Annotated in this window: 20 protein-coding genes; 9 read left to right on the plus strand and 11 right to left on the minus strand. The window is 66.2% G+C overall.

The window, feature by feature from the left end; all coding sequences use genetic code 11:
* Positions 1 to 883: DUF3418 domain-containing protein (locus RUU78_RS11735; protein ID WP_313916789.1), on the plus strand; the 883-nt coding region annotated here is incomplete at its 5' end.
* An 88-nt stretch (positions 884 to 971) separates the two neighbouring features.
* Here the strand turns inward: RUU78_RS11735 and RUU78_RS11740 are convergent.
* A complete protein-coding gene (locus RUU78_RS11740) occupies positions 972 to 1,457 on the minus strand; it encodes a hypothetical protein (RefSeq protein WP_313916790.1) in 486 nt (161 codons plus the stop codon).
* A gap of 304 nt (positions 1,458 to 1,761) precedes the next feature.
* Here RUU78_RS11740 and RUU78_RS11745 point away from each other — a divergent pair, with 304 nt between their 5' ends.
* The 5 genes from RUU78_RS11745 (at position 1,762) to RUU78_RS11765 (ending at position 10,512) form a co-directional block, all read left to right on the plus strand.
* Positions 1,762 to 3,474 carry a hypothetical protein gene (locus RUU78_RS11745; RefSeq protein ID WP_313916792.1) on the plus strand — a complete coding sequence of 571 codons (1,713 nt, stop codon included), beginning with the start codon at positions 1,762 to 1,764 and terminating at the stop codon, positions 3,472 to 3,474.
* A 99-nt stretch (positions 3,475 to 3,573) separates the two neighbouring features.
* Entirely contained in the window at positions 3,574 to 5,718 is a 2,145-nt protein-coding gene (locus RUU78_RS11750) for a bifunctional (p)ppGpp synthetase/guanosine-3',5'-bis(diphosphate) 3'-pyrophosphohydrolase (RefSeq protein ID WP_313916794.1), read from the plus strand.
* A gap of 266 nt (positions 5,719 to 5,984) precedes the next feature.
* Positions 5,985 to 7,043 carry a ribosome small subunit-dependent GTPase A gene (gene rsgA / locus RUU78_RS11755; RefSeq protein ID WP_313916795.1) on the plus strand — a complete coding sequence of 353 codons (1,059 nt, stop codon included), beginning with the start codon at positions 5,985 to 5,987 and terminating at the stop codon, positions 7,041 to 7,043.
* A gap of 186 nt (positions 7,044 to 7,229) precedes the next feature.
* Complete coding sequence (locus RUU78_RS11760) at positions 7,230 to 9,740, plus strand: protein kinase (protein WP_313916797.1); 2,511 nt, start codon at positions 7,230 to 7,232, stop codon at positions 9,738 to 9,740.
* A 40-nt stretch (positions 9,741 to 9,780) separates the two neighbouring features.
* A complete protein-coding gene (locus tag RUU78_RS11765; RefSeq protein ID WP_313916799.1) occupies positions 9,781 to 10,512 on the plus strand; it encodes an NRDE family protein in 732 nt (243 codons plus the stop codon).
* Positions 10,513 to 10,754: 242 nt separating this feature from the next.
* Here RUU78_RS11765 and RUU78_RS11770 read toward each other — a convergent pair whose 3' ends face one another.
* Together RUU78_RS11770 and RUU78_RS11775 are read right to left on the minus strand one after the other, a co-directional pair.
* On the minus strand, positions 10,755 to 12,896 hold the full coding sequence (locus RUU78_RS11770) for a prolyl oligopeptidase family serine peptidase (RefSeq protein ID WP_313916801.1): 2,142 nt from the start codon (positions 12,894 to 12,896) through the stop codon (positions 10,755 to 10,757).
* A gap of 180 nt (positions 12,897 to 13,076) precedes the next feature.
* Positions 13,077 to 14,432: an alpha/beta hydrolase gene (locus tag RUU78_RS11775; RefSeq protein WP_313916803.1), complete on the minus strand. Its 1,356-nt coding sequence runs from the start codon at positions 14,430 to 14,432 to the stop codon at positions 13,077 to 13,079.
* A gap of 227 nt (positions 14,433 to 14,659) precedes the next feature.
* Here RUU78_RS11775 and RUU78_RS11780 point away from each other — a divergent pair, with 227 nt between their 5' ends.
* From RUU78_RS11780 to RUU78_RS11790, 3 genes are all read left to right on the plus strand, one after another.
* On the plus strand, positions 14,660 to 15,244 hold the full coding sequence (locus RUU78_RS11780; RefSeq protein WP_313916804.1) for a DUF3011 domain-containing protein: 585 nt from the start codon (positions 14,660 to 14,662) through the stop codon (positions 15,242 to 15,244).
* Between the two features lie 99 nt (positions 15,245 to 15,343).
* On the plus strand, positions 15,344 to 15,763 hold the full coding sequence (locus RUU78_RS11785) for an EF-hand domain-containing protein (protein ID WP_313916806.1): 420 nt from the start codon (positions 15,344 to 15,346) through the stop codon (positions 15,761 to 15,763).
* Entirely contained in the window at positions 15,760 to 16,341 is a 582-nt protein-coding gene (locus RUU78_RS11790) for a DUF3011 domain-containing protein (protein ID WP_313916809.1), read from the plus strand. The genes RUU78_RS11785 and RUU78_RS11790 overlap by 4 nt, the downstream gene beginning before the upstream one ends.
* A gap of 80 nt (positions 16,342 to 16,421) precedes the next feature.
* Here the strand turns inward: RUU78_RS11790 and RUU78_RS11795 are convergent, their stop codons facing one another.
* From RUU78_RS11795 to pstC, 8 genes are all read right to left on the minus strand, one after another.
* On the minus strand, positions 16,422 to 16,997 hold the full coding sequence (locus RUU78_RS11795) for a hypothetical protein (RefSeq protein ID WP_313916811.1): 576 nt from the start codon (positions 16,995 to 16,997) through the stop codon (positions 16,422 to 16,424).
* Positions 16,998 to 17,029: 32 nt separating this feature from the next.
* Positions 17,030 to 18,577 carry a hypothetical protein gene (locus RUU78_RS11800; protein WP_313916813.1) on the minus strand — a complete coding sequence of 516 codons (1,548 nt, stop codon included), beginning with the start codon at positions 18,575 to 18,577 and terminating at the stop codon, positions 17,030 to 17,032.
* Positions 18,578 to 18,760: 183 nt separating this feature from the next.
* Positions 18,761 to 20,185: a hypothetical protein gene (locus RUU78_RS11805; RefSeq protein WP_313916815.1), complete on the minus strand. Its 1,425-nt coding sequence runs from the start codon at positions 20,183 to 20,185 to the stop codon at positions 18,761 to 18,763.
* A 108-nt stretch (positions 20,186 to 20,293) separates the two neighbouring features.
* Positions 20,294 to 20,755: a hypothetical protein gene (locus RUU78_RS11810; protein WP_313916817.1), complete on the minus strand. Its 462-nt coding sequence runs from the start codon at positions 20,753 to 20,755 to the stop codon at positions 20,294 to 20,296.
* A 396-nt stretch (positions 20,756 to 21,151) separates the two neighbouring features.
* Positions 21,152 to 21,868 carry a phosphate signaling complex protein PhoU gene (gene phoU, locus RUU78_RS11815; protein ID WP_313916818.1) on the minus strand — a complete coding sequence of 239 codons (717 nt, stop codon included), beginning with the start codon at positions 21,866 to 21,868 and terminating at the stop codon, positions 21,152 to 21,154.
* Positions 21,869 to 21,912: 44 nt separating this feature from the next.
* The gene (gene pstB / locus RUU78_RS11820) at positions 21,913 to 22,734 is read right to left on the minus strand and encodes a phosphate ABC transporter ATP-binding protein PstB (protein ID WP_313916820.1); all 822 of its coding nucleotides are present in this window, start codon (positions 22,732 to 22,734) and stop codon (positions 21,913 to 21,915) included.
* On the minus strand, positions 22,727 to 23,587 hold the full coding sequence (gene pstA / locus RUU78_RS11825) for a phosphate ABC transporter permease PstA (protein WP_313916822.1): 861 nt from the start codon (positions 23,585 to 23,587) through the stop codon (positions 22,727 to 22,729). Before pstA ends, pstB begins: the two co-directional genes overlap by 8 nt.
* Complete coding sequence (pstC, locus tag RUU78_RS11830; protein ID WP_313916824.1) at positions 23,584 to 24,582, minus strand: phosphate ABC transporter permease subunit PstC; 999 nt, start codon at positions 24,580 to 24,582, stop codon at positions 23,584 to 23,586. Before pstC ends, pstA begins: the two co-directional genes overlap by 4 nt.
* Positions 24,583 to 24,594: the final 12 nt, after the last annotated feature.

Raw genomic sequence — 24,594 nt, forward strand, 5'->3', positions numbered from 1 at the left:
GTTCTCGCGGCAGGCCGATGCGGACCTGACGCGCGAGGATGTCGAGACCTTCGATTTCGCCGAGATTCCAGACTCTCTCGTCAGCCAGGGCAACCTGACCGCCTATCCGGCCCTGGTCGACCTCGGCGACAGCGTCGCCCTGCGCGTGTTCGAGCGCCGCGACGAGGCAAGGGCCTCGCATCGCGCCGGCGTGCTGCGCCTGCTGCGCCGCGCGCTCGCGGACAAGATCAAGCAGGCGCGCCGGCAGTTACCGATCAACCACGCGCTGGCGCTGAAATACGCGGGCGTCGCCAGTGTGGAGTCGCTGCGCGAAGACCTCATCGAGGCCGCGCTTCAGGAGCTGTTCGCCGCGCGCCCACTGGATCTGCGCCGGCGCGAGGACTTCGTCCACGCCGAAACCGAACTCGCGCGCCAGCTGTTCCCGACCGCGATGCAGTGGCTGGGTCTGGTCGAGGACGTGCTCGCGGCCTACGTGGAGCTGGCGCCGTGGCTCAAGCCGCCGCTGATGGGCTATGGCAAGGCCAACTACGACGACTTGCGCGAACAGCTCGCCAACCTCGTCTATGCCGGCTTCGCGCGCGACGTGAGCCGCGCGCGTCTCGCGCACTATCCGCGTTATCTCAAGGCGATGCGCTTGCGCGCCGAGCGCCTGCGCGTGGATGCAAGCCGCGATCAGGCGCGCCTCCTCGCATTGCAGGGCTACTGGCGCGAATACCTGAAACTGCGCGCGAGTGCGGAGATCCCTGGGGCGGAGCTCGACGAACTGCGCTGGCTCATCGAGGAGATGCGCGTGTCGTCGTTCGCGCAGGAGCTGAAGACCGCCGAGGCCGTGTCGCCCAAGCGACTGCAGAAAGTCCTGGAAAACCTGAAACGGGAGAAGTAGGAAAGAGAAGGGAAGAGAATCGGGAAACGAGTGGTGGAGCTACCCCGCCCACTCGTTTTTCTCACTCCTGACTTTCTCTATTTCCTGCTTACTTGATGCGCTTGACGCGCAGGCTGCAGCCGCAACCGTCCACGTACATCAGCCAGCTGCCCAGCAGCATGGGTTTGATGCGCACGGCCGGGCTGTTGAGGCCGAGGTCGGTGCGCATGCCGGACTCGGCCTGCTGCCATACCTGGCCGTTGTCGAGCTTGAAGGTGGTCTTGCCGAGCCAGCCGTCGACGGGTCCGTCGATGTGCGCTTCGATGGGTTGGCGGGCCTTATCGTCCGGGTAATATTCGACGACGCCGTTGCGTGTTCCGCCGACCGCGACGGGTGCGCCCGGCGCGAGGCCGTGAATGCGCAGCCAGTCGTTGAGGGATTTGAGTTGTTCGGGACTCAGGCGGTCCAGGCCCGCCTGCTTGAAGTCGGCTCCGCTCATGCGTTCTTCGAGGGTGGAGAACTCAACGGCCTGGGCCATGCCGATGCCCGTGGCAGACAGCGCGACAGCGAGGGCGAAAGCCCGGAACCTGTTCATGAATCACCTCATTGGATGCCGCGGGCGCGCGGCGAAAGCGGCGATTGTAACGAGTGCCACATCAGTTCACCTCAAGCATCGGAATTTGGTCGAAAATCCGGCGCGACGGGTAACTGCTACTTAACATTGGAGCGGTACGGCATACGTATAATCCGCGTCAATACGACAGTCAGGAAGTGCTCAGCTTGCTACGAGCAGCCCGGCTGTAGGCGGGGACAACGGAACTGGTCCAAAGCTGCGTTCATGGGATCGCGTGGTCATCGCGCGCTCCGTTCAGGCAAATCAGTCACTGGTGATGAATACGATGAGGCAATTCCGGATCAACCGAACGAATGCGCTGATGCTGGGCCTGGTCATGGCCGGCGCCTGCGGAGTCAGCTACGGCGCGGATGTGCCTCTGGTGTTCGAGAACGAAGACGTCGCAACGTTCTCCGCGATGCAGATCAACAAGACCCCGTCGGAGTTGTCGACGACGACGACCTTGCGCATGCTGCGTCCCACGCTCTGCGGCCGGGTGAATTCGGCCGCGCCACCGACTGGCTTTGCCAATCGCATTAACCCGACCTTTGCCGGCCATTACGCAGGCGGTGATTTCAAGTTCGGCTTCGTCAATGGCGGCAACCAGATGTCGATCTCCGGAATCGGGTTCTGGAACTACCGACCGAATGGCCTGACGATTCAGGCGGATGCCGAAACTCTGTGCTATGTGCTGACGGCAGACGGTGTGCGCAAGGCCAGCTCGGGGCTGTTCACGGACAATTTCGACGCCGGCAACCTGCCGGACGCGAGCATTACGACTAGCGTTGCCATGTTGCCGTCCTTCGGCAACTCCTATACCTATACCTACTACATCGATGTGCGTATTCCGGCCGAGTTCGCGAGCGTGAGGTACGCCGTACGCGATGGCTTCGACAGCTCTGTGTTCGCGACCGGCTCCGCACGCTATTGCCCGGCCGCGCCGATCGGCACGACGGAGTGTTTGCCGGGTGCGCTGCTTTCCAATAGCGTCGACATCACGTCGACCGTGCCGCCCGGTGGCCTCGCCGTGCGCTACGTGGTGCTGAGGCAGCTCAACGTCGGCGCGGCCCTGCCGGCCGACACGAGTATCCCGGTGACGTACGCGGCGCTGTTCCTGCCGGACGGCGCCGAGAACAATCTCAGCAATAACGTCTCGTCCGGCCGCAATGCCCTGTCCGATCTGGCACCGGTCATCACGGCGGCAAGCAACATGGTGCCGAACCTTGCCGAGGGCACCGGTGCGACGGGCCTGAGTTTCGTGATCACCGACGACACCAATGAAACCGGACTGCCGGCGCTGAACGCGTCCGTTGCGATCGATTTCGACGGCACGCTGGTCAACGCGACGAACGTCAGTTGCGCGCAGATCGACCCGCCGCAGTCCGGCGAGGCTGTCAGGCGCACCTGCCGTTTCGACATACCGGTCTTCGATGCTGATTTCGCGACTGATGCCTCGACGCCGGGCGTGTACGCACCGGGCGTTCACGCCTCGGTGATCATTACGGCGACAGACAGCCGTTCCCAGACATCGACAACGGCGGTTCCATTCCACGTCGTTTCCTCGGACAACGACGCGGCGATCTTCTCGCTGACGTCGCTCGCTGTGCCCGATGCGACCGAGGGCAAGGTGCCGACGATCACTTGCTCGCTGTCTCGGCCCACTTCGGCCCAGTGTATCGGCGTCTTGCCCGATTTCGTTACTGGCCTCCTGCCTGGACCTGTCAACGCGGCTGATGAAATCGCCACTCAGGGTGCCGTTTTGGGAGCGTTCCCAGGCAACAAGTTGAACTGTACGTGGACTTCGCCGTCCATCTTCTCGTTCAACGGGCTGAATAGCCCGGCCTATGTATACAACGGTGCGCGCATCGATCTCGACTATCGGCTCAGCGGCAACCTTGGTTCGGCCGACTGCTGGGTGAGTGCCGTCGACTACGGCTACCCGTCCAACCAGACGGCAGGCTCGACCAATAAGTTGTTCCGCATCGTTGTGGTGGACTGAGGCACTCTGCGGCAGTTTCTGACGGCAACTCACACTTCGACGCCCGGCCCATAGCGATATGGGGCTGGGCGTTTCTTTTTGCGCGGCTACAATCGCGGCGTGAAAACCGCATCAGGTACTCCGGATTTCGACGCATGGCTGTCGGCGCGGCAGCGCGGCGCCCCGGTGTCGCACGAACTCGGCTCGCTCTGCACGCATCTGCGCGCGGCGCTGGACCGGGCTGAAAGCGCCGACGCGACGTCGCGACTCACCACCCTCGTGGCGACGCTGCAACTGCTCGGCAGCCTCGGGCTCGACGACGAGACGCTGAGCGCGACCATCCTTTACGAACTGTCGCGCGACGGCGCGAGCGTGGACGTTCCCATCTCCACCGGCCTGCGGCTGCTGCTCGATGGCCAGGCCGCGGTCGAGAAGGTCTGGACGCTGTACGCCGCCCGTGACACGAAGACCAGCGCGGAAGGCTTACGGCGCTTGCTGCTGGCCGTCGTGCGCGACCTGCGTGTCGTATTCATTCTGCTCGCGCGCCAGCTCGCGCGCCTGCGCGGGGCGGAACAGCTCGACGACGCCCAGCGCGTCGCGCTCGCCCAGATGACCGCCGACATCCATGCGCCGCTCGCCAACCGGCTGGGTATCTGGCAGCTCAAATGGGAACTCGAAGACCTCGCCTTCCGCCTGTCCCAGCCCGATACCTACCAGCGCATCGCGCGGCTGCTCGACGAGCGCCGCGTTGATCGCGAGCTCTACATTGCTGGCGCGGTCGCCCAACTGCGCACTGCGCTGGCCGAAGCCGGCATCGCCGCGGATATCGCGGGCAGGCCCAAGCACATTTATTCCATCTGGAAAAAACTGCAGCGCAAGGACGGCGATTTCGGCGCGCTCTATGACATCCGCGCGGTGCGCCTGCTCGTAAAGGACTTGCCCGCCTGCTACGCGGCGCTGGGCGTCGTGCATACGCTGTGGCCGTACATCCCGGGCGAATTTGACGACTACATCGCGCGGCCCAAGGGCAATCACTACCAGTCGCTGCATACCGCGGTGGTCGGGCCCGACGGCAAGACGCTGGAAGTGCAAATCCGCAGCCACGACATGCACGCGCATGCGGAACTCGGTGTCGCCGCGCACTGGCGCTACAAGGAAGGCGGCGGCGGCGACGCGAGCTTCGAACGCAAGGTCGCGTGGATGCGCCAGCTACTGGAAGCCAAGGACGACAGTGACGACGACGCGGCGCTGCTCGCCGGCCTGCGTACCGACCTGCACGAGGACCGTGTCTACCTGCTGACCCCGCGCGGCGAAGTCATGGACCTGCCGCGCGGCGCGACGGTGCTGGATTTCGCCTATCACGTCCACACCGACGTCGGTCACCGCTGCCGTGGCGCCAAGGTCAACGGGCGCATCGTGCCGCTCGCGTTCCAGCCCGTCAGCGGCGACCGCATCGAAATCCTCACGGCCAAGGAAAAGGCGCCGCGGCGCGACTGGCTCAGCGCGCAGCATGGCTTTCTGACGACGCACCGCGCGCTGGAAAAAGTGCGCGCCTGGTTCAAGCGCGTCGACCTGACCGCCAACCTCAGCGCTGGCCGAGCCATCCTCGACAAGGAACTCAAGCGCGTCGCCCTGAGCAACGTCGAGCTGGACTCGCTGCCGCCGCGCTTCCATCACAAGACGCTCGAAGACTTCCTCGTGGCGCTCGCGCTCGGCGACGTCAGCGCGTCCCAGGTCTCGCGCGCGCTGCACGAGATGATCGCGCCGCCCAAGCCGGCTCCGGCGCCGGCGCTGCGTCCACCCAAGCCCGGCGCCAAGGACGCGCTGACTATCGACGGCGTGGGCAATCTGTTGACCCAGCTCGCACGCTGCTGCCAGCCCTTGCCCGGCGATGCGGTCATGGGCTTCATCACACGCGGTCGCGGCGTCAGCGTGCATCGGGCCGACTGCACCAGCCTCGCGCGCCTGCGCACGCGTGATCCCAGCCGCGTCATCGAAGTCGAATGGGGTAACCGCCGCGAACAGGCCTACGAGGTCGACGTGCTGGTCCGCGGCTACGATCGCAAATGGCTGCACAAGGACATCACCAACGTGATCGCCTCGGCCAACGTGCATCTGCTCGCCGTCAACACGCGCGTGGATCCCGTTTCCGGTCTCGCCACCATGAACTTCGCATTGCGGGTGACGGATTACGGCCAGCTCTCCAGCCTGCTCGGCAAGCTCGCCGCCGTGCCGAATGTGATCGAGGCGCGGCGCATGGCCTGAGCGGTCAGCGCGCAGCCATTGAAGGCCGCGGCGCGCCGGCATAAGCTGCGCGCCCGCGTACAAACCAGTCAACGGAGGCTTTGTGACAGATCGTGTGTCTCGCCCGGCTGGCGGAACCCGCAGCTACAGCTGATTTCCTGCGCGGCCGTTGCGCGCCGCGTGAAATCCCCCGGTTCCCCAGCTGATCGCCCCGGCCGTGCCTGCATTGCAGGTGCGCTTGTCCGTTCGCGACCACGTTCCGCGTGGCGCATCGCTGGTGAGAACCCATGACATCACACGCCGCTTCCCTGGCCGATCTCGGCTGGTCCCCGTTTTTTTCCGCTCAGCTCGACCTCGCCGAATACGAAACCTGCCTTCCTGTCCGCGTGCTGTCCGTACATCGCGGCCGCCTGCTCACGGCGGGCGCCGGCTTCGAGCAGTCCGTTACCCCCTTCGCTGCGGTCGAAGGCGACGAGCAGACACTCGCTACGGTCGGCGACTGGCTGCTGCTCGATGCAGCCAGTCGCCGTCCGCTGCGCCTGTTGCGCCGTAGCAGCTTGTTCCGGCGCCGCGCCGCCGGCAGCGCGGTGCGGCTGCAACTGATCGCGGCGAATGTCGATACCGTGTTCATCGTTTCGTCCTGCAATCAGGACTTCAATCCGGCGCGCCTGGAGCGCTATCTCAGCCTGGCCCGCGAAGCGGCGGTGACGCCGGTGGTCGTGCTGACCAAGGCGGATCTCTGCGCCGAGACCGCCGACTACGCCGCGGCCGCGGCGCGGCTGCTGCCGGGGCTGCTGGTCGAAGTGGTCGATGCGCGCAGCGAACAGGCCGCTGCGACGCTGCTGCCCTGGTGCGGGCGTGGCAGCACCGTGGCTCTGCTCGGATCGTCCGGCGTGGGTAAGTCCACCCTCGTCAATACGCTGGCCGCGGCGGGGCAGGCCACCCAGGGCATTCGCGAAGACGATGCGCGCGGGCGTCATACAACCACCGCGCGTTCGCTGCATCGCCTGGTTTCGGGCGGCTGGCTGGTCGATACCCCCGGCATGCGAGAGCTGCAACTGGCCGAGGTCAGGAGCGGCCTGGCCGATGTGTTCGCCGACATCCTGATGCTGCAGGCCGGCTGCCGCTTCGGCGACTGCGGCCATCACGGTGAACCGGACTGTGCCGTTGCCGAGGCGATCGCATCCGGTGTGCTGGATCCGGCGCGCTTGCGCCGCTGGCGCAAGCTGGTGGCCGAGGAGGCCCATGCCAGCGAAACCCTGCGCGAGCGCCGGGAGCGCGAGCGTGGTTTCGGCCGCATGGCGCGGGATGCCATCGCGGGCAAGCGCGCCCGCCGAGACGGCTGAATGCTCGGTGGCTCTCCCGGCCTCCGCAGCGCGGCGGCCGGGAGTCTCCGGGTAGGTGACGCGCCGTGTTTTCGTCCGTATTGCGGCGCAATCACGGCCTGCACGCTGCGGCAGGCCGGTGAGGGCCACATGCTATGCTGCGGCGCGATGCCGCCCTGTCGCGGCGAAGCCGACGACCCGCCGCGCATGATCGAGATTCCCGGATACCGCGTATTGCGACCGCTAGGACGCGGCGGCATGGCGACGGTATATCTGGCCATGCAGGAATCGGTCGATCGCGAAGTCGCGCTCAAGGTGATGTCGCCAGCGCTCATGGCCGACCCGACCTACGGCGAGCGCTTCCTGCGCGAGGCGCGAATCGCGGCCAAGCTGCATCATCCGCATGTGGTCGGCATCCACGACGTGGGACGTTACGGCGATTCGTTCTACATCGCGATGGAATACATCGCTGGCGGGCCGGTGCTGCATGACGACGGCAAGGCGCGCGACGTGCCGTTCACGCTGCGCGTCGTGCGTGAGATCGCCAAGGCGCTGCACTACGCCAACAGCAAGAGCTTCGTCCATCGTGACGTCAAGCCCGACAACATCCTGCTGCGCGAGGACGGGTCCTCCGCGCTGACCGATTTCGGCATCGCCCGCGCGAACGATTCATCCACGCGCATGACGCGTACCGGCGCGGTTGTCGGCACGCCGCACTACATGAGTCCTGAGCAGGCGCGCGGCCGCAGCCTGGACGGGCGTTCCGACCTCTACGCGCTCGGCATCGTCATGTACGAGCTGCTGGTCGGACGCGTGCCATATCACGCCGAGGACTCGCTCGCCGTCGGCATCATGCACATCACTCAGCCGCTGCCGCAGCTGCCGGCCGAATACAAGGCGCTGCAGCCGCTGCTGGATCTGCTGCTGGCGAAGGAACCGGACCAGCGCTTCCAGGACGGCGCGGCCGTCGCCGCGGCGATCGAGAACATCGAGCGGCGGCTGGAACGCGGCGAGCTGCGCGAACTGCTGCGCGCACGTCCGACCGCCGGACCGACCATGGCCTTGCCCGCGATCACGCCAGCGGATGTCCGTAGCCGGGCCGAGCCGCACTTCGGCCGCATGGACGTCGTCGACGCGGCGCCTCAGCGCGGTCCACGCGCCGGCGAGGCGCGGCGGCCGGCTCATGGCAAGAGCCAGGGCCGTCGTCTCGGACCATGGATCTTCGCCGCAGCCGTCATCGTGCTGCTCGGCGTCGGCGCATTCGCGCTCTGGCGCAACCAGGACAAGCTGCGCGCACTGCTGCCGCGTACCGAACTCAATGACGTGCTTGCGCGCGCCGACAACGCGCTCGTCCTCGGCAGGCTCAGTGGCAGCGCCGACAGTGCGCGCGAGCTGTTCGAATCGGCCCGCGTCATCGATCCCGACAACGACATCGCCCGCGCCGGGCTGCGCCGTGTCGGCGAGGCCCTGGTCGCCGACGCGGTCGCGGCGACGCAGCGGCGAGATTTTGCCGCGGCTCACGCGCGTCTGGCCGATGCACGCGCGCTGCTGGCCGGCGGCGCCGCGGTCGAGCAGGCGGCTGCAGCGCTGCGGCAGGCCGAATCGGCCAATACCGAGATCGGCGGATTGTTCGACCGGGCCGAGGCCGCGCTGGCTGCCGGCAAGCTGCTCGATGCGGACGGCGCGATCGCGTTGTACGAGCGCGTGCTCGCGTCCGAGCCCGGCAACGCGCCGGCCCAGGCTGGACTGCGCAAGGTCGGCGTGGCGCTTGCGGCACAGACGCGGGAATTGTTGACTCAGGGAAAAGTGGACGAAGCGAGCGCACGCATCGAGGCCATTGCACGCGCGCTGCCCAACGATCCGGTGCTGCCGACGCTGCGCGGCGAGCTGACCGCGGCGCGCGCCAGCGCCGGCGCGGCGATCGAGACGCAGGTCAGGCGTGCGCAGGAACTGCTGCGCAGCGGCCGTGTGCACGGCGACGGCGAGGACAACGCGCTGGCCCAGTTCAAGGCCGTGCTCGCGCGCGATCCGACCAATGCGAAAGCGCGCGCGGGGCTGGCACAAATCGCTCAGGCGCTGGTCGTGCAGGCCACCGCCGCGCTGGAGGAAAGCAACGCCACGGTCGCCGAGCGCCTGCTGCGTCAGGCCGAACAGCTCGCTCCGGGTTCGGCCGACATTGCCGCGGCGCGCGGCCAGCTGCGCGAGTTGCGTGAACGTGTGGAAATTGCTGCATCGCGACCCGTGCTGACGCCTGAGCTGCAGCAGAAGCTCGCCGCGCATCTCGCCGCAGCGGAAAAGGCTGCCCAGGCCGGCGACCTGATCCTGCCGCCGGGCAGTTCCGCCTACGACCGCTACCGCGCCGCACTCGCGCTGGACGGCAGCAACGCGCGGGCGCTGGCCGGACTGCAAAGCCTGCCGCAGATTGCGCGCGACCAGTTCAACGTCGCCATCGGCCAGCGCAAGCTCGATCGCGCGCGCGATTTCGTCGACACGCTCGAGCAGCTCGCGCCGACCGATGCGAGCCTGGCCAATTTGCGTGCGCGCCTGGCCGAAGCCCTGCTCGACGAAGCCGAGCTGCGCGCCGGCGAGAACCGCCCGGGCGACGCACGCCGGGCACTCGATGCGGCGCGCGGCCTGAGCCCGGCCAATCCGCGCCTGAGCGTGCTGGAACAGAAACTGCGCGAACTCTCGCGAGGTGCCGAGGGCGGCAGCCGCTGATGGCTCCACTCGCGCGCCGGGCTTCGAAGAGGCGCTGATCATGTGTCTGCTGCTGGTTGCCGTGGACGCGGTACCGGGTCGGCCACTGCTGCTGCTCGGCAATCGCGACGAGTTCCACGCCCGGCCCAGCGCCGCGGCGGCACCGTGGACCGACCTGCCGGGTGTGAATGGAGGCCGCGACCTCCAGGCCGGCGGCAGCTGGCTGGCCGTTCACGACAACGGCCGCATGGCTGCGGTGACGAACATCCGGTTGCTCAACGTACAGCGCGGCACGCGGTCACGCGGCGATCTGGTGCGCGACTTCGTCGCCGGCAGCGCCAGCGCGGCAGACGCAATCGCGGCGGTGCGGCGGGACGTCAGCGACTACGCGCCGTTCAACCTCGTACTCGCCGACCGCGAGCAGGCTTGGTGCCTGGAAAGCCCGCGCGCACTGGCACAGCGGCTGGCACCGGGTGTACATGTGGTCAGCAACGGGCCGTTGGATGCACCCTGGCCGAAGATGCGGCGCCTGCGTGACCGTTTCGTCGCCACGCTCGCGCAACACGGCGACGATGCGGCGCTGCTCGATCTGCTGGCCGATACGTGGCAGCCAGATGATACGGAACTGCCCGATACCGGCATGGACCTCGAGCGCGAGCGTTTCCTCGCGCCGATTTTCGTGCGCGGCGACACCTACGGCACGCGCGCGAGCACCTTGGCGTGGCGCGATGTGCAGGGAGCCGTGCAGTTGGTCGAACGCCGTTTCGGTCCGGGCGGCATCGCCCTGGCCTGACGGGACTGCGCAAAAACGATGCATTGGCTGTGGCCGGCGGCGGCGCAGTCCAGCTCTATCGTCCTGGCATCACGCGCGACGCGCGCTTGCGGTCCGGATCGTCGACAGCGCCGGTCGGCATGCGCTGCACGAGCGGGCGCCAGTGGATTCACGGCGACGTAATCATCGGCCCGCGCTTTCCCGCGACAACCGGAAAAGCGCGGCCGGACCGCGGCGACCGTTGCGGCCGCCGCGGGAAGTACTTACGGCTTGGCCAGCCCGAACGCGTTGAGAATGAACGCGTAGACGTCGGCGGTTTCGGCGATCTGCTTGGCTGTGGGTTTGCCCTGGCCGTGGCCGGCGCGCACGTCGATGCGGATCAGATGCGGCTTGCCCTTGGGATTGGCAGCCTGCAGCGCGGCGGCAAACTTGAAGCTGTGCGCCGGGAACACGCGGTCGTCGTGGTCGCCGGTGGTGATCAGGGTCGCCGGATAGGCCACGCCGGGCTTGATGTTGTGTAGCGGCGAATAGGCGCGCAGCGCGGCGAACTCGTCGGCGTTGAGTACTGAGCCGAAGTCCGACTCCCAGGCCTTGCCGATCGTGAATTCGCGGAAGCGCAGCATGTCGAGCACGCCGACCGCAGGCACGGCGGCGGCGAACAGGTCGGGACGCTGCAGTTCGGCTGCGGCGACGAGCAGGCCGCCGTTGGAGCCGCCACGAATCGCGAGACGCTGCGGCGAAGTATATTTTTCGCTGATCAGGTATTCGGCTGCGGCGATGTAGTCGTCGAAGACGTTCTGCTTCTTCAGCTTCATGCCGGCGTCGTGCCATTCACGGCCATATTCGCCGCCGCCGCGCAGGTTGGCCACGGCATATACGCCGCCCAGGTCGAGCCAGGTCGCGACCGAGGGAGAGAAGGTTGGCACCTGCGAAATGCGGAAGCCGCCGTAGCCGTAGAGGATGGTCGGGTTCGCGCCGTCGAAGGCCAGGTCCTTCTTGCCGGTGATGAACATCGGCACGCGCGTGCCGTCCTTGCTGGTGTAGAACACCTGGCGGGTTTCGTACAGCGACGGATCGAACGCCATGGTCGGCGTGCGCAGCAGGCTGCTCTTGCCCTTGGCGATGTCGTAGCGGTAGATCGAGGTCGGCGTGGTGTAGCTCGCGAAGCTGTAGAACGCCTGCTTGTCGCCGGGGCGGCCCTTGAAGGTGGCGACCATGCCGATGCCGGGCAGTTCGATCTCGCCCTTGGACTTGCCGTCCAGGCCATAGCGGCGCAGGCGCGAGCTCGCGTCATGCAGGTAGTTCAGCACCAGCTGGCCGCCGACCAGATGCGCCGACTGCAGCGAGTCGTCCCGCTGTTCGACGATGGTCTTCCAGTTCTTGCGCGCCGGCTTGCTCACGTCGATCGCGATCACGCGACCGCGTGGCGCGTCGTCGTCGGTACGGAAATAGAACTTGCCGCCGACGTTGCCGATGAATTCGTATTCTGCGGTCCAGTCGCTGATGAGTTCCTTCAGCGTCGCGGCCTTGCCCTTGGCTTTCAGATCGCGATACAGGACCAGGTTCTTGCGTTCCGTGCCCTGGCCTACCGAGACGATCAGATACCGGCCGTCTTCGCTCGCATCGGCGCTGAAGCTGTAGTCGGGCTGGTCCTTGCGTTCGTAGACGAGCTGGTCGTCGCTCTGCGGCGTGCCGAGCTTGTGATAGAACAGCTTCTGGAATTCGTTCTTCGCCTTGAGTGCATTCTCGCCCTGCGGCTCGTCGTAGCGGCTGTACCAGAAGCCCTTGCCGTCGCGGCTCCAGTCGACCGTGGAGAACTTCACCCACTTCAGCACGTCTTCGGTCGGCTCGCCCTTGGCGACGTCGAGCACGCGCCATTCTTCCCAGTCCGAACCGCCGCTCGACAAGCCATAGGCCATGAACTTGCCGTCAGCGCTGAACGCGGTGTCCTTGAGCGCGATGGTGCCGTCGGTCGACAGGCTGTTCGGATCGAGCAGCACGCGGCCTTCGCTCTCGGGCTTGTCGCCGACGTACAGCAGGGACTGATTCTGCAGGCCGTCGTTCTTGAACCAGAACCACTGCTTGCCTTCGCGGACCGGCACGCCCCAGCGGTTGAAATTCCAAATCTCGGTGGCGCGCGCGGCGATGCGTTCGCGGCCGGGGATTTTCTCGAGGTATGCCGTGGTGACTTCGTTCTGCGCCTTGATCCAGGCGCTGGTGTCGGCCGAGTCGAGGTCTTCGAGCCAGCGGTAGGGGTCGGCGATTTCCTGGCCGTGATAGGTATCGACCTGGGTAACTTTCTTGGAAACCGGATAAACGAGGCGGTCGGCGGTCGGTTCCTTCTTGACCGGCTGGCAGGCGACGACCAGCAGCAGGGCAGGAACCAGGATCAAGGGCAGGCGCATGGGCGCAACTCCGAACAGGGGACGGACAAAACCGCGACGATAGGACGCTTGTGGACACTCGTCCAGTAGCTGAACAGAAACTCATGACGGGCTGCGCGGAATCGGGAATTCGGGATCGGGAATCGGAAAGCTGGCTTGGCCGCGGCGCGCTTTGACGATTCCCCATTCCCGATTCCCGGCTCAAGCGGCGGGCAGGGCCAGCACCTGGCCCTTGCCATAGCCTGCCTCATTCAATCTGCCGTCGCGGATCCAGTCGATGAGCAGCCGGAAATAGCCGTCGGCCACGCGCGTCGGCCGGCGCGATCCGTCCGGCAGGGTCTCGAATTCCACAATGCCATGATCGGTGTCGGGATATTCGACCAGGGTCAACCGGCCGGTCTGCTGCGCGGCCGAAAGCAGGCGCCGGCGGGTCTCCTCGGGCGGCGCCTCGCGGTCCGCGCCGGCGAGTATCCACAGCAGCGGCGGCTTGAGTGCATGCAGCACCGGTAGCGGATCGTAGTTCCACGTCGTGCCCTGGTCGTACATCGGTCCGATCCAGCGCAGCGCGAAAGCGGGATACCCGGCAATGTCGCCGGTGAACTCGCCCTTCATGTCCTTCCACCACGGTTCCTGCGCGTAACGGGCCTTGAGCGCATCAAGTCTGTCGTAGCCGGTTTCGAAACCCGACGCGATGATCGCACCGGTCGCGTCCGTCACTTCGCGCGCCTTGGCCAGTACCTCGGGACCGTGGCCCTTCGCGGTGAGGTCGAGCATGACCTGATCACGGTCTTCAGCCAGCGGGCTGTCGGCCAGGCCGTAGCTGACTGCGACGAAGTCCGCGTCGCTGCGCGTGGCGGCCAGCGGCGCAATCCAGCCGGCCTGGCTGCCGCCGCTGAAACCGACGCGGCCGGCGCGCGCTCCGGCGAGACGGTGGGCCTCCCTGAGCGCCGCGACCGCATCGTTCGCGAGCAGGCTGAAATCCTGCGAGTAGCGGCCGGTACTCGTGCCGGTGCCTCGCTTGTCGTAAACGAAGACGCCGATGCCGTGAGCCGGCAGCAGGCGCTGGAAATAGTTGTAGGTCAGCGCGGAATACGCTTCCGAGCCATGCACGAGCACCGCGATCGGTACCGCCCCGTCGCCGCTCGGCAGCACGAGGCGGCCGGCCAGTTCCTCGCCGTCGCCCGTGAAACGCGTATCGGTCACGGTGAAGTTCAGGCGTTCGCCGGCGTGACCGTCGAAGACGAATCGGGGCTCGGCGCAGCTGCCGGCATCGATCGGTTTGGGGTCGGGATCGCTGCCCCAGCCGACGCGCGCCCGCCAGCCGCCCGCTTGGTTGCGGCTGATGCGTCCGGAACTGCCATCGAGCAGACGCCAGCGCAGCGAGTCGCTGTTGGTCAGCGGGGCCAGGTCGACGAGGCGACCGTCGTCGAGCCGGTAGATGCCGACCCGGCAGGCCAGCGCCGGGTCGACCGGCTTGTATGCCGGTTGTGAATACCACCAGCCGCCGGCCGCCGCAGCGGCCACGATGAGGATGCCGATCACTCGCTTCCAGCGCATGGCTGCGGCTCATTTCGGGAAGAAGCGGCCAGTATCCCATTCCCGACAATGGGCTGTGGTGCAGGGCGGCGGGTCGGCAATCTCCGCACAGCGCGACGTAAACCCGCGGCAACGGAGTGGATTCCACAATGTAAAAGTGCGCTGCCGCAACGTCGTTGACTTGGTCCGGGCACGCGCGCACTGTGCCCGGCACAGGGGCAATCGCGTCAGCTTCAGGGAGTCAGCCTATGTACCGATCGCTCAAGAAAACGGTGTTCGCGCTCGTGCTGCTGGGGCCGGCTGTCGCGCTGGCCGACCAGGTGACCTGCGAGTCGACCGATGGCAAGCAGAAAGAATGCGATATGAATACGCGGGGCGACGTGCGCCTCGTACGCCAGCTCAGCAAGTCGGCGTGTACCGAAGGCGTCAGCTGGGGACTCAACCGCCGCTCCATCTGGGTTTCCAATGGTTGCCGCGGTGTGTTCGCCTCGGACGATCGCGGCGGCGACTCGGACGGCCGCTCGCGGGGGCATGACGATTCCCCGCGCGGTGGTGGCCATGGTGGCGGCCGCGACGACGACCGGGACCGTGGCCGCGATGACAACGACGGTGATCGCCGCGGCCGTGATGACGACAGCGACAACCTGCCGCGCGAGGTGACCTGTGAGTCAAACGACAAACGGCAGGTCGAATGCGCGATGAATACGCGCGGCGACGTGCGCGTGGTCCGTCAGCTCAGCAAGACCGCGTGTGTCGAAGGCGTCAGCTGGGGCCTGTCGCGGCATTCGGTCTGGGTCAAGGACGGTTGCCGCGCGGTATTCGGTCTCCGATGATTCTCGCGCCGCGCGTGCGCGGCGTGACGCAATATCTGACGGGCGGGCCGGCCCGGCCGGCATCGCTCATTTCCCGAAACGATGATGCGGAGGTGCGGCATGGGGTATCGACGTGTTGTGCGAGGAATGAGTTCGGCACTGTTGCTGGCCGGGTTGTTTGCGACCACTGCGTACGCCGCGGACACGCCGGGCGACAGCAGGTCGCGGCTGCTGCAGCGCATGGACCGCAGCGGCGACGGCAAGATCAGCTTTGAGGAGTACCGCAACGCGATGCTGCGGCGCTTCGATGCGCGCGACAAGAATCACGACGGCGTGCTCGACGGCGCTGAGTTCCCGAAGGAATGGCTCGCCGGCGCGGCGACCGAGGACGCGCAGCACAAGATCTCGCGCGACGATTTCAGCGACCAGCTCGCGCCGACGTTTGATCGATTCGACGCCGACAAGGACGGACAGCTCGCGGGCGCCGAACTCGATGCGTTCGCCGCCGCCCGCAAAGCCCGCGAGGAGACCAAGCCATGAAACACCTGATCGGAGTGTTGTCCGCTGTGCTGCTGCTGTTCGCGAGCGCGCGCAGTGAGGCGGAAACCGTGCGCTGCGAGTCCACCGGCGGCGACTATCGTTCGTGTTCCATCGACGGCCGCGCTGGCGTGCGCCTGACGCGCCAGCTCAGCTCGCAGGGCTGCTGGCAGGGCGATACCTGGGGTTATGACCTGCATCGCATCTGGGTCGATCGCGGCTGCCGCGCCGAGTTCTCGGTTGGCGGCAGTTCCAGTTCATCGAACAAGGACAACGCGGTTGCCGCGGCCGTCGTGCTCGGCCTGGTCGGCGCCGCGATCATCGCGAACAAGGACCGCGACCGGCGCCGCGACGACCGTTACGACGATCGCTACGGCTACGGCAACGGCGATCCACGCACGACGATCCGCTGCGAATCCAACGGCAATCGCCTGAGCTACTGCGGCCTGCCATATCGCGGACAAGTGGAAGTTTATCGCCAGATCAGTTCCAGCGCTTGCGTCTATGCGCGCTCCTGGGGCGTGGACCGCAACCGGATCTGGGTCAGCAACGGCTGCCGCGCCGACTTCGCGGTGTATTGATCGTGCGTTGCTGATGCATGTTCGCGCAGGCTCGGCGGAGGTTGCCGGGCCTGTGTGCAGCGGGTTGGCCGCATCGCCCGCTATTCGCGGTAGAAGAAATAGCCGTCGCTCACACGGAGTTCCTGGCCGTCGCTCGCGGTCATGCGGCCCTGGAACCTTGCTTCGATCGTGCCGCCGCCGGCCTGCAGTAGTTCGACCTCGACCGTATAGCCGAAAGGTCCGCCGACCAGATAGCGCTGCTCGCTGAGGTTCGCGAGCTGGATCTGGCTGCTGCTGATGCCCTTGAGGCTCAGGGTGCTGCCGCTCGCCGTGTAGCGGCCGGGTCCGGTCACGCCGAACAGATTGAGATTGAACGCCTGTTCGTGTCGGTCCTTGGGTCCCAGCGACGCGGCCATGAGCACCGCACGATCCATGCCGGGGGGATGGAATGCGCCGAAGAAATCGCGATCGGCCTGCCAGGGTTTGCCGTCGAGCGTCAGACGCAGCTGATTGCCTTGCGCCTGCGGAGCGAGGGCTGCGGTGGCGGGTGCGGTCGCGGACGGGATGGCGGCAGACGTTGCGCCGGTGTTCGTGGCCGGCGGTGCCGGTGCAGCGCAGGCGGTCAGCAGCGCGCAGGTATACGCCATGCAGGCTGGCAGTCGGGCAATTCGGAACATGGCGGGGAACTCCAGGGCAGAGGGTAGTGTGCTCACAGGTCGAAGCCGTTGCGGAACAGCAGGTCGTCGACGGGCTTCAGGCGCGCCGCCAGGAACAGCGAGTTGTAGTTGCCGGTGCGGCCCGCGCCAGCGACGTAGTAGCGGCCGCCGCCTTCGCCCAGGGCAATCCCGCCCAGTGTGTTCGGATAGTTCTTGTCGCCGGTGAACAGGCTGAAGCCTTCGAGGCTGTAGCGCAGGCCGGTATCCGCCGACAGCCGCAGCAGCACGCCGGTCTCGAACACGCGCGCGCCGTTTTCGTCGACGAGGAAGCCGGTCGCCGCGATGCCGATTTCGCCGTCCTGCGCCACGAGGCCGGCCGGATCGAGCGCCGCTTCCGGATCGCAGGGGCCGCCGGGCTGCGACACGTCGTCGCCGAACACCGCGCGTCCCACGCTGCCGAAGGCAGATACTGGCATGCCGCTGGCGCCGTCGAACTTGACCACGCCGATGCCCTGGCTGCAGCGTCGGGCAACCGGTCCCATCATCCAGACCGTGTCGAAATTACCGACCGGGCTGCGCCGCACGATCAGGTCGCTCGCGAAGTCGGCCTTGCTCGAATCCTGCTGATCGAATGCGTACTGGCGGATGCCGTTGAAATCGAATGCGGTATCGAGCAGGCCGGAGGGCGTGAACTTGACCGCGACCATGTCGTGGTCCGTCGACGTGGGCGATTCGCGGCGCACGGTGCCGGACAGGTAGATCGGCTTGTTCGATCCGCCGCCGCCGCCCACCGGGAATGCGATGTCGGTCGAAAAATAGTCGCAGTCGGGATAGCTGCATTCGTCCAATGGCAGCACGAACTCGACGCGGCCGTCGCCGCCGCCGAAGCTCGCATCGAGCTGGATCACGTTGCTCGCGTTGACCAGGTACTTTGCGATTGCGCTACGGAAGCCGCTGACCACGCCGAGCACCGCGATCGCAACGGGATTGGCGATCTGGCCGGTCTCGATGACCGACAGCGCGACGCCGTCTTCGTCGACACTGCCGTTGAGGAAATTGATCGCGTTCACGTAACTGCCATCCTCGCGGAAGATCAGCAGCTGCACGTCGTTGTCGATCGGCGTATCACTGAAGCGCGTCCGCACGAGCACGTAGAAAAACCCGCGCGCGTAGTCGAAATCGATGAGCTTGCGGATCGTGCTGAGGCCGGTGGCGCCGGCGGCCAGGTTCGGATAGACCACGTACTGGTTGCCGGCATGGAAGTACGGGCCGCTGCCGCTCCACACCTGGCGCGTACCGCTCGGGCTGTGGCGCACGAGACCTATGTTCCAGTTCGGCGAAGCGACGGGATCGTTGTCGAGCCGCACGAGGCCGGCGGTGACGACATCGCCACCGGGCAGACGCACGATCTTGCTGCCGTAGCGTTCGGCGCCGGTGGTTTCGCCGGTGGTAAACGCGTCGATCGCGTAGTTGCCGTTGAAGGCGGGGTCGAATTCATAGCTGGCCGCCTGGGCGAGCGCCGCGCCGCCCGGAAAGCAGAGCGCGGCGAGGGCCAGCACCGGGATGACCAGTGAGCCAAGGAACGTGCGGGAGCTGCGCATAGAAAGTCCGTGCTGCCACACCGGAAGCGGTGTGCCTGAGCGGGACATACGCCGCATCTGCGCAAAGCTGCCATGACCGTGCGGCGACGGTCACGGTCCGGTGTTGCACGCCGTGGCGCTGCCGTCGGCGGGTGTGTGCTGCGGGTCGGCGAGCGGGGGCGGTCGCCTTCCACATCAGACCCGCTACGTCAGGCTCGCCAGATAGCGCAAGCCGGTGATGCTCGGAAAAAAGCAGTAAATGCTGCCGCGTGTGATGACCATGCGGCTGAAGCCTTTGAGCGTCGTGTTGTTCTTGCCGTTTGCGCCGGGCTTGGCCAGGGTGAAGGAACTGCTCGACGGGTCGTTGACGCCGAGGAACACGTCCTGGCCGCTGATGTTGAACACCGCGTTGCCGGCGTCGGGATTGCCGGGCTGCGTTGCGGATTTGACGAAGGTCGACAGGTTGTTCCACTGCGAGGTCAGGAATTCGAACTGGTTGGTCAGGCTCGCGTTGATGAAGAACCCGACGAGTCCCCGCGGCGTGTCGTCGGGATTGGCCGGATCGTAGGCCGGGCCGTAGGGCATGGCGCGGCGCACGATGCGGTGATGCGTGCTGTCGGTGCCGACGATGGCACCGTTGCGCGGGTTGTTGCGACGGATATGCGATCCGATCGGGCAGGTGAGGCCGAGCGTGTCGTCCCGTGCCGGCACGGCCGTGTCGACATAGTTGAAATCGTTCAGTTGCGTCTTGGGCAGCACGGTGCCCGGCGCGTCGGGTGCGAGTTCCAGTGGATTGCCGTTGCGCCAGCGGCCGCACACTTTCGCCGCGAGCGTTTCGACGTCGATACCGGCCTTGGACGCATATTCGGCCAGGAAGGCGTCGAAACCGGCGACATCCTGCTCGAGCAGGCGGAACGCGGCATAGCTGCTGTTGGTCGACAGCTGCGTTGGCGTGACCCTGTAAGTTCCACCGGACTCGTTGCCGTAGCCGAGCAGGAACTCCCCGGTCTTGACGGCGGGCTGGTCGTCCGGCACCGCGCGCTTGCTTGGCGGTGCGCCGATCACGGTCGGCTGGGCGATGTTGTCGCGATAGCCGAAATGCACTTGGTTGTCGGGCAGCGCCTGCGCGTCCTGCGCAGACAGTTCGGTCAGGGCGCCGGCGAATGCGGCGCGGAGCTGCGCCGAGAGCGCCTCGAGTTCGGCCGGATCGGCATCGATCCACAGGCTCAGCACGACATGTACCTGGCTGCCGTCGTTCATGCCGCCGATCCAGTTCGTCGGTGCGCTGTCGCCGGTGTCGCCGATCGAGTTGGCGGTCGTGGTGCTCGTCGCGCCGCGCTGGAAGGCGCTGTCGAAGGTCTTGAGATCGCTCGCGGCGATGCCGAGTGCCGCAAGTCCGGTGTTGGTGAAGCTGATATTGAGAAAGCGCGTCGCGTGCATCTTCAGGCCGCTGCGCTGCGCCGTCGTGATCTTCGGCAGACCGTTGTTGCCCTCGACGAGATCGGTGATGAAGCGTCGCGTCGCCGCAACGTCGGCGATGCTCAGAATGAAATGGCGCGCGTAGTCGACGCGGTAGCCGCGCAGCAACGTGCCCTGCACGTCGCCGTAGTCGATGGCGGGATCGGTCATGCGGTGTCTCCACGCGCTGGCGCTGCCGGGCAGGCCGCTGGCTATAGGAATCGGGGCGGCGGCTGCGCAGGTGCGCCGCCGCCGGTACGCGTGCGTGGTGCGGGTGGCTCAGGCCGGCGGGAAGGCCGCGAGAATCTGCTGCACGGTGGTATTCGGATACGCCTGGTACAGGCCCGTGTTCGGCTGGTGCTGCGAGGCGTCGTTGAGGGTGATGAACGCCTCGAAGCCGGCCACGTGGTCGGCGACCGGGATCACCGCCGCGCCACCGACGACGAACTGCAGCAGCGCATCGAACACCTTGCCGACCTGCGAGACGAAATCCTGGATATAGGCGGAGAAGTCGCCGTCGTACTCGGTGATGACCGCGATGATGTACTTCGCGTTCGTCTCCGCGCCGGGCTGCAGGTTCGCGGTCGAGGCGTCGAGCAACAGGGTGCGCGCGTAGTGAACGGTGCCGATCGAGGCCAGGGCGCTGTCGAGCTCCGGCTGGTACTGGGCAAGGGTCTCGGCGATGGTCTGGAGGCTGGTGCCCGGAATGACCGGCATGAGAAGAGTGAGCGGATTGGCCATGATGTTGGTTCACATGTCTAGTAGTAGAGAAATAGACATTACGTCGGGCGCTGCATCCGGTCAACCGGTTGCGTGACGTAAGGGCAGGTAACTGCGGCGCTGACGCTGCTCAATTGCCGCTGTCAGAATTGCAAAGCGCAGTTCCGCGGAAAAACTTCGCAGGTGCGAAAAAATTCATGAATGCGCAGGCGGGGCGCATCATGAGGGAATGCGTTTGGCGGGAAGCTGCTGGCGGGAAACTGCTGCTCGCACAGAAGCACCATCCGCACCCGTCCGACTTCAGCAAGTGAGGGTTGGGTGGGGATGGTGCTGCTCGTGCGGTTGCCGCAAGCGCGGCGGTTTGCCGGTCCGGAAGGGATGCGTTGAATGGCATCCGCCCAGACCGCGAGAGTCCGATCAGTTCACGACCAGGCTGGTGTGGTCGGCCTTGCGCCGTTCCTCGATCAGCGGCTTGGCGTGTACGAGGAAGTAGACGTTTTCGGCGATGTTGGTGGCGTGGTCGCCGATGCGCTCGATGTTCTTCGCCATGAACAGCAGATGCGTGCACGGCGTGATGTTGCGCGGGTCTTCCATCATGTAGGTGAGCAGTTCGCGGAACATCGCCGTGTACAGCATGTCCAGCTGCACGTCGCGCTTCCACACTTCGTGCGCCGCCGCCGCGTCGCTGCGGCGGTAGGCGTCGAGCACGTCGCGCAGCATGCCGCCGGCGACCTCGGCCAGATGCGGCAGGCTCGCCGCCGGGCGCATCGGCGCGGTCTGGTTCAGCGCTATCGCGCGCTTGGCCATGTTCGCGGCGTAGTCGCCGATGCGTTCGATGTCGGCGGCGATGCGCAGTGCAGCGAGCACGTCGCGCAGGTCGCGTGCGATCGGCTGGCGCAGCGCGAGCAGGCGCAGCACGTCATGGCTGACGTCGTGCTCCAGCGCGTCGATTGCGTTGTCGCCTTCGACCACGCGCGCGGCGAGTTCGCTGTTGCGTTCCTCGACCGCGGCGGCGGCCATTGCCAGCTGCTCGCCGGCGAGATGGCCCATGCGCGTGATTTCGTCGAGCAGACGCGTGAGTTCCGCGTCGTAGCTCTTGATGATGTGTTCGTGGGTGGAAGAGGTTTCGCTCATGGGTTCGTTCCGTGCGTGCGTGGGCGCGGGCTCAGCCGCACAGGTCAGCCGAAGCGGCCGGTGATGTAGTCTTCGGTCTGTTGCTTGCTCGGGCGCGTGAACATGGTCTCGGTCTCGCCGAATTCGATCAGTTCGCCGAGGTACATGAATGCGGTGAAGTCCGAGCAGCGCGCGGCCTGCTGCATGTTGTGCGTCACGATCGCGATCGTGAAATCCTTTTTCAGCTCTTCCAGCAGCTGTTCGATCTTACCCGTCGCGATGGGATCCAGCGCCGAGGTGGGTTCGTCGAACAGGATCACTTCGGGTTTGAGCGCGATCGCGCGGGCGATGCACAGGCGCTGCTGCTGGCCGCCGGAAAGACCCAGCGCGCTGCCCTTGAGCTTGTCCTTGGCTTCGTCCCAGATCGCCGCCTGGCGCAGCGCCTGTTCGACCCGCATGTCCATGTCGGCGCGGTTGAGCTTTTCGTAGTGCTTGATGCCGTAGGCGATGTTGTCGTAGATCGACATCGGGAACGGCACCGGCTTCTGGAACACCATGCCGACTTTCGAGCGCAACCGGTTCAGCGGATAGCGTGGGTCGAGGATGTTCTCGCCGTCGAGCATCACTTCGCCGCGTGCTTCCAGTTTGGGATAGATGGAATAGATGCGGTTGAAGATGCGCAGCAGCGTGGACTTGCCGCAGCCGGACGGTCCGATGATCGCGGTCACGCGCTTCTCGGGGATATCCATGCGGATGTCCTTCAGCGCATGGAAGCGGTCGTAGTAGAAGTTCAGGTTGCGCGCCGTGATCTTGATGGTGGACGTGGCCTGCTCGCTGGGCGTGGTCACGTTCAATGAGGCGGCAACGGCCAGATTGAGATTAGTCATTGGCGACCCTCCGGCGGGCGATGATGGCGCGGGCGATGAGGCTGGTGCAAAGAACGAAGACGGTGACCATGAACGCGCCGGCCCAGGCCAGCGAATGCCAGGAGTCGTACGGGCTCATGGCGTACTGGAAGACCACGACTGGCACGCTGGCCATCGGGCCGCTCATGTCCGCGCTCCAGAATTGATTGTTGAGCGCGGTGAACAGCAGCGGGGCGGTTTCGCCGCTGATGCGCGCGAGTGCCAGCAGCACGCCCGTAACGATGCCCGGCAGCGCCGAGCGGTACAGCACCTGCACCGTGACTTTCCACTGTGGAATGCCGAGCGACAGCGCCGCTTCGCGCATCTGGCTCGGCACGAGCTTGAGCATCTCGTCGGTGGTACGCACGACCACGGGGAGCACGATCAGCGCGAGCGTGACCGCGCCGGCGAAGCCGGAGAAATGGCCCATAGGCTTGACGATGAGGGTGTAGACGAACAGACCGAGCACGATGGACGGCGCCGACAGCAGGATGTCGTTGACGAAGCGGATCACTTCGCCGAGCACCGAGCGGCGCGCGTATTCCGCGAGGAAAGTGCCGGCCAGGATACCGACCGGTGTGCCCATGAGGATCGCGAGCAGGCTCATGAGCATCGAGCCGAAGAACGCGTTCGCAAGACCGCCGTCGGAGCCGGGCGGCGGCGTCATTTCGTAGAACAGCTCGGGCTTGAGCGCGGCGACGCCGTTGATCAGCGTGGTCCAGAGGATCCAGACCAGCCAGAACAGGCCGAACACCGTCGCGGCGCTGGCCATCACCAGGGCAAGGCCGTTCTTGATCCGGCGACGCCGGTAGAGCTTTTCCGCCATCGCGCTCATTTGTTGCCCTCGTTGCGGTTCAGGCGCATCAGCATCAGTTTCGCGATCGCGAGCACGATGAAGGTCACGATGAAGAGCAGGAAGCCCAGGGCGATCAGTGACGACAGGTAGATGTCGCTGTCGGCTTCGGAGAATTCGTTGGCGATGGTCGCGGCGATCGAGTTGCCGGGCATCAGCAGCGAAGCCGTGAGGTGATGCGCGTTGCCGAGCACGAAGGTCACCGCCATCGTTTCGCCGAGCGCACGGCCCAGGCCGAGGAAGACGCCGCCGATCACGGCCGAACGCGTATACGGCAGCACCACGTTCCAGGACACTTCCCAGGTCGTCGAGCCGAGCGCGTAGGCCGACTCCTTCAGCCGCGTCGGCACCGTCAGGAACACTTCGCGCATGACCGAGGAGATGAACGGGATCACCATGATCGCGAGAACGATGCCGGCAGTCAGCATGCCGATGCCCAGCGGAGGACCCTGGAACAGCGGGCCGAAGATCGGCAGCGGGCCGAGGTACTCGGTGAGGAATGGAATCACCGTTGTCGACATGACCGGCACAAACACGAACAGGCCCCACATGCCGTAGATGATCGACGGAATGCCGGCGAGCAGTTCGATCGCCGAGGCGACCGGCGTGCGCAGCCACGGCGGCGCGACCTCGGTCAGGAACAGGGCGATACCGAAGCTGACCGGCACCGCGATGATCATCGCGATCAGGGCCGTGACGAGCGTGCCGTAGATCGGCACGAGCGCACCGAACTTCTTGCCGACGGCGTCCCAGTCGGTGGTGGTCAGGAAGTCGATTCCAAACGTGGAAAAAGCGAGGCGGCCGCCCCAGAGCATGGAGACGGCCGCTCCGGTCAGGGCGAGCAGCACGAACAGGCCGGCACCGGTGACGAGATAGCGGAAGGTGCGATCGGCGCGGCGATCCGATTCGGCGCGATTTGCGACGTTTCCCAGCCGCGCGTTCAGCGCGTGGTCGGGCAAGGCTTGGTCGATGCTCATGCGTCAGTCACG

It is taken from the genome of Tahibacter sp. (genome assembly GCF_032229445.1).
In the GTDB taxonomy this organism is placed as follows: domain Bacteria; phylum Pseudomonadota; class Gammaproteobacteria; order Xanthomonadales; family Rhodanobacteraceae; genus Tahibacter.

Excerpts from the sequence above, each read along its gene's own strand:
- RUU78_RS11740 (WP_313916790.1), bottom strand. The coding sequence starts at position 1,457 with ATGAACAGGTTCCGGGCTTTCGCCCTCGCTGTCGCGCTGTCTGCCACG.
- RUU78_RS11745 (WP_313916792.1), top strand. The coding sequence starts at position 1,762 with ATGAGGCAATTCCGGATCAACCGAACGAATGCGCTGATGCTGGGCCTG.
- rsgA (WP_313916795.1), top strand. The coding sequence starts at position 5,985 with ATGACATCACACGCCGCTTCCCTGGCCGATCTCGGCTGGTCCCCGTTT.
- RUU78_RS11760 (WP_313916797.1), top strand. The coding sequence starts at position 7,230 with ATGATCGAGATTCCCGGATACCGCGTATTGCGACCGCTAGGACGCGGC.
- RUU78_RS11765 (WP_313916799.1), top strand. The coding sequence starts at position 9,781 with ATGTGTCTGCTGCTGGTTGCCGTGGACGCGGTACCGGGTCGGCCACTG.
- RUU78_RS11770 (WP_313916801.1), bottom strand. The coding sequence starts at position 12,896 with ATGCGCCTGCCCTTGATCCTGGTTCCTGCCCTGCTGCTGGTCGTCGCC.
- RUU78_RS11775 (WP_313916803.1), bottom strand. The coding sequence starts at position 14,432 with ATGCGCTGGAAGCGAGTGATCGGCATCCTCATCGTGGCCGCTGCGGCG.
- RUU78_RS11780 (WP_313916804.1), top strand. The coding sequence starts at position 14,660 with ATGTACCGATCGCTCAAGAAAACGGTGTTCGCGCTCGTGCTGCTGGGG.
- RUU78_RS11785 (WP_313916806.1), top strand. The coding sequence starts at position 15,344 with ATGGGGTATCGACGTGTTGTGCGAGGAATGAGTTCGGCACTGTTGCTG.
- RUU78_RS11790 (WP_313916809.1), top strand. The coding sequence starts at position 15,760 with ATGAAACACCTGATCGGAGTGTTGTCCGCTGTGCTGCTGCTGTTCGCG.
- RUU78_RS11795 (WP_313916811.1), bottom strand. The coding sequence starts at position 16,997 with ATGTTCCGAATTGCCCGACTGCCAGCCTGCATGGCGTATACCTGCGCG.
- RUU78_RS11800 (WP_313916813.1), bottom strand. The coding sequence starts at position 18,577 with ATGCGCAGCTCCCGCACGTTCCTTGGCTCACTGGTCATCCCGGTGCTG.
- RUU78_RS11805 (WP_313916815.1), bottom strand. The coding sequence starts at position 20,185 with ATGACCGATCCCGCCATCGACTACGGCGACGTGCAGGGCACGTTGCTG.
- RUU78_RS11810 (WP_313916817.1), bottom strand. The coding sequence starts at position 20,755 with ATGGCCAATCCGCTCACTCTTCTCATGCCGGTCATTCCGGGCACCAGC.
- phoU (WP_313916818.1), bottom strand. The coding sequence starts at position 21,868 with ATGAGCGAAACCTCTTCCACCCACGAACACATCATCAAGAGCTACGAC.
- pstB (WP_313916820.1), bottom strand. The coding sequence starts at position 22,734 with ATGACTAATCTCAATCTGGCCGTTGCCGCCTCATTGAACGTGACCACG.
- pstA (WP_313916822.1), bottom strand. The coding sequence starts at position 23,587 with ATGAGCGCGATGGCGGAAAAGCTCTACCGGCGTCGCCGGATCAAGAAC.
- pstC (WP_313916824.1), bottom strand. The coding sequence starts at position 24,582 with ATGAGCATCGACCAAGCCTTGCCCGACCACGCGCTGAACGCGCGGCTG.